The organism is Zavarzinia sp., assembly GCF_049306435.1.
Taxonomy (GTDB): domain Bacteria; phylum Pseudomonadota; class Alphaproteobacteria; order Zavarziniales; family Zavarziniaceae; genus Zavarzinia.
Genome location: NZ_JBAQRT010000077.1, coordinates 1 through 9,110 on the forward strand (window position 1 = coordinate 1; position 9,110 = coordinate 9,110).

Here is a 9,110-nt window from a genome sequence, read left to right on the forward strand (position 1 = left end):
TGCTGCTGCCGGCGCGCACCATCGCCGACGCGGCGCTGGACGGCCGGATGGGCGATCCCACCGGCGGCGCCGACCATTATCACGCCAGGGGTAGCCGCCCGGCCTGGGCGCGGGGCCGGCGCCCCACCGTCACCATCGGCCGCCATCATTTCTTTCGCATCGGGCCGTGAGGAGAACAAAACATGATCGAATTCATTTCCCTCCATGGCGAGGCGTTGCTGCTCGTCGCTTCCGGCCTCGTCAGCGCAGCCTCCGCCCTGGCCGCGCTGACGCCGACGCCGAAGGATGATGGCATCGCCCTTCTGCTGCGCCGCCTCCTCGACCTGATCGCCCTCAATGTCGGTCATGCCGGACGGGCAGGTGGGCGGGGCGAATGACTTGGCACGGCTTTCGCTAGTGAAGGGGCGTGGCAGGCCGCGAGGGCACGGCGAATCGGAGTTTTCCGTCGCGGCCCGCCACGGCACCCGGCAATTTTGACCGGGTCGCCAGGACCGGATTGCCGGGAGGACGACCAGATGAGCCTGACTTTGCCGACTGAAATCGCCAATGCGACGCGCCGCGGCCAGACCTATGCCGGTGTGCCCGACGATGTCCTGCGCGGGATCCAGACCGCATCGGCCAAGACCGGCGTCGATTTCAAATATCTGGTCGCCCAGGCCCAGATCGAATCCGGCTTCGATGCCGATGCCAAGGCTTCCACCTCCAGCGCCCGGGGGCTCTACCAGTTCATCGACCAGACCTGGCTGAAGATGGTCAAGGACCATGGCGCCGAACATGGCCTGGGCGATCTCGCCGATGCCATCAGGCAAGGCGCCGATGGCCGAATGAAAGTGTCCGACGCCGCGACGAAGAAGCAGATCCTGGCGCTGCGCGACGATCCCGCCGTCTCGGCCGTGATGGGGGCGGAATTCGCCAATGACAACAAGGCCTATCTGACGGGCCGGCTGAACCGCGACGTGAATTCGACCGACCTCTACATGGCGCATTTCCTGGGCGCCGGCGGGGCCTCGCGCTTCCTGTCCACCATGGCCAAGGCGCCGTCGACGCCCGCCGCCAGCGTGATGCCCGATGCCGCCTCGGCCAATCGCTCGATCTTCTATGGCAAGGATGGCCGCGCGCTTTCGGTGCGCGAGGTCTATGCGCGTTTCGCCGACAAGCTGGAAAACGCGGGGGCCAGCGCGGGCGCCGCCGTCACAGCCCAGGCCAAGGCGACGGTCGGCGCCATCGCCTCGATCGGCGGACGGATCGGCGACGGTTTCGCGGCAGCGGCCGCCCCCGTCGCCCGCATGTTCCTGCCGGCCCTCTCGGGCGACGCGGTGATCGCCCTCGCCAGCCTGCCGGTGCCGGGCGAAAAGAACGGGCAGGACGGCGTCAGCACCGGCAAATCCGGCAACTGATCCTTCAAGCCTCGACCACCGGCACCCACAGCACGTCATCGATCCGCCCGGCCCCCGTGGCCAGCATCACCAGCCGGTCGATGCCGAGGGCGATGCCCGCCGAAGCCGGCAGCCCCCATTCGAGGGCGGCGAGGAAATCCTCGTCGATCGGATAGCGAAAGCCGTAGAGCTTTTCCTTCTTCTCGCAGTCCGCCATGAAGCGCCTTCGCTGCTCCGCCGCGTCGGTCAGTTCGCCGAAGGCATTGGCGAGTTCGACCGCCCCGGCGTAAAGCTCGAAGCGCTCGGCGACACGGGGATCCTCCGGGTTCGGCCGCGACAGGGCGGCCATGGAAATCGGCCAGTCGGTCAGGAAGGTCGGCCTTGTCTCGCCCAGATGCGGCTCGATGCGGTCGAGGCTGATCTTGAAGAAAATATCTTCCCAGCTGTCGTCCGGCGCGGTGCGGATGCCGATCTCCTCCGCCTCAGCACGCAGCGCATGGGGCGAGGGGGCGAGGGGATCGTCGATCGTGGCGAAGAGGTCGATGCCGGCATGCATCAGGAAGGCTTCCTCGACCGACAGGCGCTCGAAATCCTCGTCGATGGGAATGTCCTTCTCGCCCACCCGCAGATGGTCGCGCCCCGCCGCCCGAGCCGCCGCGCGTACCAGCGCCTCGCAATCCTCCATCAGATCGCCCAGGCTGCCGCCCGCCCGATACCATTCCAGCATTGTGAATTCCGGGTGATGGGTGTCCGAGCGCTCGCGGTTGCGCCAGGTCTTGGTGATCTGGAAGATGCGCGGCATCCCGGCGACCAGCAGTTTCTTCATCGCGAATTCGGGCGAGGTGTGAAGATAGAGCCGCCGCGCCGGCCCGCCGTCCGCAGGCTCCAAGTCGGTGGCGAAGGCCATCAGATGCGGCTCGATCCCCGGGCTGACCTGCAGCGCGGGGGTTTCGACCTCGGTGAAATCCCGCGCGGCGAAGGTTTCGCGTAAAGATGCGAGGATGCGCGCCCGGGCCAGAAGAGGCTCGCGCTTGCGGGCGAAGGCGTCGGGGCGCCACCAGGGAATGGAATCATGGGTCATGACGCATGGCCCTAGCAGTCAAGGCGCCGGTTGTCCATTGCGGGCGCGTCTGATAGGGTCCGCCGCCATTCGGTCAGGCAAACAGAGTATTTCCCATGCCCAAGGTTAACGCCAACACCATCCGCGTCGGCAACGTCGTTGAAATCAACGGCAAGCTGTTCGCGGTGCTCAAGACCCAGATGGTGCAGCCCGGCAAGGGCGGCGCCTTCGCCCAGTTCGAGCTGCGCGGCATCCGCGACGGCGTGAAGACGCAGGAACGCTACCGCTCTTCGGAACAGGTCGAGCGCGTGAGCCTCGAGGACCGGGACTACCAGTATCTCTATCCCGAGGGCGACAATTACGCCTTCATGGATACCGAGACCTTCGAGCAGATCCTCGTCCCCGCCGACGTCATCGGCGATCCGGCCGTGTGGCTCCAGGAAGGCATGGTCTGCTCCATCCGCACCTACGAAGGCTCGCCCGTCGCGGCCGAGCTGCCGCAGACCGTCACCCTGAAGATCGTCGAGGCCGACCCGGTCGTGAAGGGCCAGACCGCGTCGTCGTCCTTCAAGCCGGCGATCCTCGAGAACGGCCAGAAGATCCTGGTGCCGCCCCATATCGAGTCGGGCACCCGCGTCGTCGTCGGCACCGCCGAAGGCAACTACATGGAACGCGCCAAGGACTGATCCGGTCCACCGCGCACCGCTGATCCAGGGGCCTTCGGGCCCCTTTTTCGTTGGTGGTCTCGGGGCATCAGTCTGTGCTTTTGGGGTATTTTTCGTACTTGAGCATTCCTGGGTTGTGGTTAGTCTTCGCCCTAGAGGAGGGTGAATGGCCTATATTTCCACGATCAGCTCGGCATCGGCGCATTTCGAAGTTTTCCGCCAGGGTAGCTCCGCCTTGATCGTCGAGAACCTCGGCTACGACCCTGTGGCCGGAAAAGCCTATTCGCTCATGCTCGCCCTCGAGCCGCTGCCGGGATCGCCTGACATATTGGTCGAGGCGGAAATGGCATTCTGCATCGTCGAAGAAGACGATTTGCTCGACGAAAGCCGCCAAATCTGGAGTGGGCTCGATACAGCGAGGTTAATCCCGAAGGCTGAGCGCAAACGCATCCTTTTGCATGTGCTTGCGGCGATCGAAGCCATGGTGCGCAACGTCCCCGCAGAGGTCATTCACTATTTCACGATGGACGAAGACCCGCCGCAGAAGGCGTTGAGGAAATTCGTCGACATTGCGCGGCGATTTGAAACATGCGGATATGAAGTGCGCACTTACGACCCCTATCATGGTCGCTGCGTGTGGAAGGCTGTGAAGCGGTAGGGTGCGATTAACCGATGCCCGGATATCGTGGATCGTCGATGGAGAAAAGCATGGATCGCGAACGGCAAATGGCGTTTCTCGAAACCGCTGCAGCGCGGGTGCGGGACACCATGGCCAAATGGCTCGCCGATCCCAAGGTACGCGCGGCCGTGCGGCGAAACACGAAAGAAGGGCGCGACGCCGAAGAGGCGCTGTCCAAGCCGAAAAAGAAGGCCAGCGCCTGATCCTTCCGTCCAGCCCCGCTTCGGCGGGGCTTTCGATTCCGGTGCCGTTGCTTTCTTGATCTCGAATTCCGAACCGCCCACACTCCCGCCGCCTTGAGAAAAAGCGCCGGGAGAAGCCGCCGATGTCCGTGAATGTTGCCGCCGCCCAGGTTCAGGGCATGGATGCCGGGCGTCTGGCCCGGGTGTCGGCGGCGCTTGCCGCCGATGTCGAGGCGGCGCGGATCGACGGGGCCGTCGTCCTCGTCGCGCGGCGGGGCGATATCCTGCTGCATCAGGCGATCGGCTTCGCCGAGCGGGCGACGGGGCGGGCGATGGCGCTCGACTCGGTGTTCATGTCGATGTCGCTGTCGAAGCAGTTCACCAATCTCGCCGTCCTGCAGCGGATCGAGGCCGGCGATATCGCCATTGATACGCCGGTCGCCGCCGTCGTTCCCGAATTCGCCGAACAAGGCAAGGGCGGCATCACCATCGGCCATCTGATCACCCATACGAGCGGCCTGCCGCCGGTGATCATGGGCGACCGCAAGCTGAACGGGGCCGACATCGCCTCGGTCACCGCCGCCCTGTCGCGGGCGGAGCCCTTGGCCGAGCCCGGTGCCCGCGTGCTCTATTCCCCCGTCCTCGCCCATGGCCTGCTGGCCGAGATCGTGCGCCGGCTCGACGGCGGCACCCGGCGCTTTTCCCGCATTCTGGCCGACGAGGTGTTCGAGCCGATCGGCATGGACGAGACCCATCTCGGCATTCCCGATCATGTCCGCTCGCGCTATGTCCCGGTCGTCGTTCGCGACCGGACGCCCGGCCTGTTCCCGCCCGGCGTCCTCGAATCCTCCGACCGGCTGAAGCCCGAGAGCGAGATGCCCGGCGGCGGCTGCGTCATCACGGCGTCCGACGTCTTCGCCTTCGCCGAAAGCTGGCGGAATGGCGGCCGGGCGGTGAAGCGCCGGGTGCTGTCGCCGGCCCTGGTGCGCTTCGCCCTCGTCGACCGCACGGGGGCGATGCCCAATGAATTCTTCGCGCCGCCGGGACGGGGGCCGACGCCGTCCCATTTCTCCTATGGCTTCTGGCTGCGCGGGCAGGGCATCTACCCCATGGCTTTCGGCCATCTGGCCAGCCCGGGGACGTTCGGCGGCATGGGCGCCGGTTCCCATGTCTTCTGGTGCGATCCGGCGACCGATCTCACTTTCGTCCTTCTCACCGCCGGGCTTCTGGAGGAGAGTGCCTCGGTCGAGCGTTTCCGCCGCTTGTCCGATCTCGTCCATACCGCCCTCGAGCATTGACCCGCTCCATCCCGTGATGACATGTCCGAGCCCCTGCGCCGGCGCTGGCCGGTGGCCTTCCGCATGGCCTTCTTCTACGCGGTCTCCTTCTCGGGGCTCGGGGTCATCGTGCCCTTCCTGCCGGCCTGGATGTCCCATCGCGGGTTGACCGGGACCCAGATCGCCATCGTCCTCGCCATCGGCCAGGTGGTGCGGGTGATCGGCAACACCGGATTCGGCCGCCTCGCCGATCTCCTCGCCGAGCGGCGGCGCATCCTGATGGGCCTGACGGTGGCCAGCCTGCTGTCCTTCATGCTGCTGGTGCCGGCGGAAGGATTCGTGGCGGTCATGACCGCCTATCTGATCGCCAGCCTGTTTTACCCTGCGCAGGTCGCCCTGACCGAGAACCTCGGCGTGCTCGCCGCCTATCAGCGCGGTTACGATTACGGCCGGGTGCGGCTGTGGGGCTCGGTCACCTTCGTCGGCGGCACCATGCTGGTCGGCTGGGTGGTGCCCTTCGCCGGCAAGGAGGGCATCCTGTGGCTGATCCTCGGCGCCCTCGCGCTCACCGCCGCGACCGCCTGGCTGCTGCCGGTGATCGAGATCGAGCGCCGGCCGCGCTTTCCGGGCGCGGTCCGGGCCTTCCTGCGCAATCGGGTGTTCCTGCTGTTCCTCGGCGCCAATGCCCTGATCCAGTCCAGCCATTCCGCCTATTACACCTTCAGCACCCTGCATTGGCAGAAGGCCGGCTTGTCGGACGTCATGATCGGCCTCATCTGGTCGGAAGGGGTGATCGCCGAGATCCTGCTCTTCGCCTTCTCGTCGCGCTTCGTCTATCGGCTGCGGCCGACCACGCTGATCCTGATCGGGGCTTTCGGCGGTATCGTGCGCTGGACCGTGCTGGCCTCGACCACCGACGTCTATGCCCTGCTGGCGGTCAACTGGCTGCATGCCGGCAGTTTCGCTTTCGCTCATCTCGGCGCCATGCATTTCATCCCCCGGGCGATCAGGCCGGGCCTGACCGCGACGGCGCAGGGTCTTTATGCCTCCTTCGGGATTTCGATCGCCGTCGCCATCGCCACCCTCGTCATCGGCCCGCTCTATGAATGGGGCGGCGGCGTGATCTTCGCCCTGATGGCCGGTTTCTGCGTCGTCGGCGCCGTTCTCGCCTTCCTGCTGAACCGGCGCTGGGACGGCGGTGAAATCGCGCTATGATCGGCGCGTTACGACCATGCGCCTGACCTGCTACAGCCTCGGCGAGCACGCGCCGCAGATCCGGGTCGCCCCCGCCAGCCGCGACTGGATGGAGGCGACGCCGCAGGGCTTCGCCTATCGCTGCCTGCCGCTCAACATCGCCAATGCCCATGGCTGGGAATTGCTCTGCCCCAGCCGGATCGAAGCCATCTGGACCGGCGGCCCCGAGCCTGCGGCGGTGCAGGTGACCGGGCCGGGGGCCGGGCAGGTGGCGGTCGGCCATTTCGGCTCCGGCATTCTCACCTTCCATATCCAGGGCCTGTTCGTGACCGAGCCGGGCTGGAACCTCTGGGTCGGCGGCTCGCCCAATGATCCGCGCCACGGCATCGCACCCCTGACCGGCCTCATCGAGGCGGATTGGTCCGCCGCCACCTTCACCATGAACTGGCGCTTCACCGCGCCCGATATTCCCGTCGTCTTCGAGGCGGGCGAGCCCTTCGCCTTCCTGTTCCCGATTCCCCGCGGCATGGTCGAGACGGTGGAACCTGAGGTGCGCCGCCTCGCCGACGAGCCCGAACTCGCCGCCGCCTTCGCCGCCTGGTCCGAGGGGCGCAGCCGGTTCCTGGCCGAATTGCCGGTCAAGGGCACCGAGGCGAACCGGGCCGGCTGGCAGAAAACCTACTTCCAGGGCCGCAATGTCGACGGCGAGAAAGCCGTGCCCGATCACCAGACCCGTCTGCACCTGAAGCCCTTCACGCCCCCTGAAAAGTGACGCCCTGTTCACTATTGTCGGCGGCATCCGGCTTCGCTAGGGTGTGGCACCCATAATACAAAAAAATTGGGGAGGGATCATTGTTGCGCCATCACCTTCGGAGCGCCGGCCTTGCCGGATTCGCCGCCCTGTGTCTTCTGACGTCTTCCGTCCTGGCCGAAACGCCGCCGGCACAAGGGGGTGGCGCCGCCACCGTCGATGGTGCCCGCATCATCGCCGCCGACAAGGAGCCGGGCAACTGGCTCTCCACCGGCCGCACCTATGCCGAGCAGCGTTACAGCCCGCTGAACGCGATCACGACCGACAACGTGAAGCAGCTCGGCCTCGCCTGGTCCTACGAGACCGGCGGCAACCGCGGCCATCACGCGACACCGATCGTCATCGACGGCACCATGTATGTCACGGCCCCCTGGTCGATCGTCACCGCGCTCGACGCCAGGACGGGCAAGGCGCTCTGGACCTATGATCCGGAAGTGCCCAGGGAATGGGGCAAGTTCGCCTGCTGCGACGTCGTCAATCGCGGTGTCGCGGTCTGGGAAGGCAAGGTGATCTTCGGCACGCTCGACGCCCGCCTGGTCGCCGTCGATGCCGCGACCGGCAAGAAGGCGTGGGAGATCGACACCAAGGAAGGCCCCTGGCCCTATACGATCACCGGCGCGCCCCGCGTGGTGAAGGGCAAGGTGATCATCGGCAACGGCGGCGCCGAATATGGTGTTCGCGGTTACGTCACCGCCTATGACGCGGCGACGGGCAAGCAGCTTTGGCGTTTCTACACCGTGCCCGGCGATCCGGCGAAACCCTTCGAGAACCCCGAACTCGCCGAGGCGGTCAAGACCTGGACCGGCGAATGGTGGAAGATGGGCGGCGGCGGCTCGGTCTGGGATTCGATGGCTTTCGATCCCGAGCTGAACACGCTCTATGTCGGCACCGGCAACGGCTCGCCCTGGGCCCGGCACCTGCGCAGCCCGGGCGGCGGCGACAATCTGTTCCTGTCCTCGATCCTCGCGATCGACCCGGACACCGGCCGCCTGAAGTGGCACTACCAGACCACGCCGGGCGATACCTGGGATTACACCGCGACCCAGCACATGATCCTGGCCGAGCTGACCATCGACGGCAAGCCACGCAAGGTCATCATGCAGGCGCCGAAGAACGGCTTCTTCTACGTCCTCGACCGCGAAACCGGGCAGCTCATCTCGGCCAAGAATTACGTCACCGTGACCTGGGCCAGCGGCATCGACATGGCGACCGGCCGCCCGATCGAGAATCCGGACGCGCGCTGGGCCGACAAGCCGGCGGTGGTCATGCCGTCGCCCATCGGCGGCCACAACTGGCAGCCCATGGCCTTCAACCCGGACACGGGCCTCGTCTATATCCCGACGCAGGAAATCCCCGGTCTCTACGCCCCGGACGGCAAATTCGCCTATAACCGCAAGCAGTGGAACACCGGGACGGACAACGCTCCCATCGCCGACGTCGATCCCGCCATCGTCTCGGGCGCGCTGATCGCCTGGGATCCGGTCAACCAGAAGGAAGTCTGGCGGGCCAAGCTCTGGGGGCCGTGGAACGGCGGCGTGCTGACGACCGCCGGCAACCTCGTGTTCCAGGGCACCAGCGACGGCAAGTTCAACGCCTATGACGCCCGCACCGGCGAGCGGCTGTGGACCTCGCCGACCCAGACCGGCGTGCAGGCGGCCCCGGTCACCTTTACCGTCGATGGCGAGCAATATGTCTCGGTCGTCGTCGGTTACGGCGGCGCCTATGCCCTCGCCTATGGCCGGGCGGCCAAGGCGCTGGACATTCCCGTGGTCGGCCGGGTGCTGACCTACAGGATCGGCGGCGCCGCCCAGCTGCCGAAGCCGGACCTGTCGGCCGCCGTGCCGCCGCCGCCGGCCAATACCGCGC

At 66.5% G+C, this 9,110-nt stretch carries 11 protein-coding genes; 10 read left to right on the top strand and 1 reads right to left on the bottom strand.

From position 1 onward, the window contains the following. The first annotated feature begins 20 nt into the window (after window positions 1–20). The 3 genes from WAZ62_RS03905 (at window position 21) to WAZ62_RS03915 (ending at window position 1,397) form a co-directional block, all read left to right on the top strand. Window positions 21–170, top strand: coding sequence for a cell wall hydrolase (locus WAZ62_RS03905; protein WP_422642226.1), 150 nt, complete (start codon window positions 21–23; stop codon window positions 168–170). Between the two features lie 12 nt (window positions 171–182). Beyond that, window positions 183–377: a hypothetical protein gene (locus WAZ62_RS03910; RefSeq protein ID WP_422642216.1), complete on the top strand. Its 195-nt coding sequence runs from the start codon at window positions 183–185 to the stop codon at window positions 375–377. 138 nt (window positions 378–515) lie between these two features. Further along, window positions 516–1,397, top strand: a complete 882-nt coding sequence (locus tag WAZ62_RS03915; protein ID WP_422642217.1) for a transglycosylase SLT domain-containing protein — start codon at window positions 516–518, stop codon at window positions 1,395–1,397. Between the two features lie 4 nt (window positions 1,398–1,401). On the opposite strand, the gene epmA is transcribed toward WAZ62_RS03915, so the two are convergent. Then, window positions 1,402–2,457, bottom strand: a complete 1,056-nt coding sequence (gene epmA, locus WAZ62_RS03920; RefSeq protein WP_422642218.1) for an EF-P lysine aminoacylase EpmA — start codon at window positions 2,455–2,457, stop codon at window positions 1,402–1,404. A gap of 95 nt (window positions 2,458–2,552) precedes the next feature. Between epmA and efp the strand changes: the two genes are divergently transcribed. The 7 genes from efp to WAZ62_RS03955 form a co-directional block, all read left to right on the top strand. Then, on the top strand, window positions 2,553–3,122 hold the full coding sequence (efp, locus tag WAZ62_RS03925) for an elongation factor P (RefSeq protein WP_422642219.1): 570 nt from the start codon (window positions 2,553–2,555) through the stop codon (window positions 3,120–3,122). 145 nt (window positions 3,123–3,267) lie between these two features. After that, window positions 3,268–3,759 (top strand): hypothetical protein, encoded by a 492-nt coding sequence (locus tag WAZ62_RS03930; protein ID WP_422642220.1) that lies wholly within the window; start codon window positions 3,268–3,270, stop codon window positions 3,757–3,759. Between the two features lie 50 nt (window positions 3,760–3,809). Then, entirely contained in the window at window positions 3,810–3,983 is a 174-nt protein-coding gene (locus WAZ62_RS03935) for a hypothetical protein (RefSeq protein WP_422642221.1), read from the top strand. Window positions 3,984–4,105: 122 nt separating this feature from the next. Next, window positions 4,106–5,260 (top strand): serine hydrolase domain-containing protein, encoded by a 1,155-nt coding sequence (locus WAZ62_RS03940; protein WP_422642222.1) that lies wholly within the window; start codon window positions 4,106–4,108, stop codon window positions 5,258–5,260. A 21-nt stretch (window positions 5,261–5,281) separates the two neighbouring features. Beyond that, window positions 5,282–6,454: an MFS transporter gene (locus tag WAZ62_RS03945; protein ID WP_422642223.1), complete on the top strand. Its 1,173-nt coding sequence runs from the start codon at window positions 5,282–5,284 to the stop codon at window positions 6,452–6,454. Next, window positions 6,438–7,205 (top strand): DUF6065 family protein, encoded by a 768-nt coding sequence (locus WAZ62_RS03950; RefSeq protein ID WP_422642224.1) that lies wholly within the window; start codon window positions 6,438–6,440, stop codon window positions 7,203–7,205. Before WAZ62_RS03945 ends, WAZ62_RS03950 begins: the two co-directional genes overlap by 17 nt. A gap of 83 nt (window positions 7,206–7,288) precedes the next feature. Further along, window positions 7,289–9,110: PQQ-dependent dehydrogenase, methanol/ethanol family (locus WAZ62_RS03955; protein WP_422642225.1), on the top strand; the 1,822-nt coding region annotated here is incomplete at its 3' end.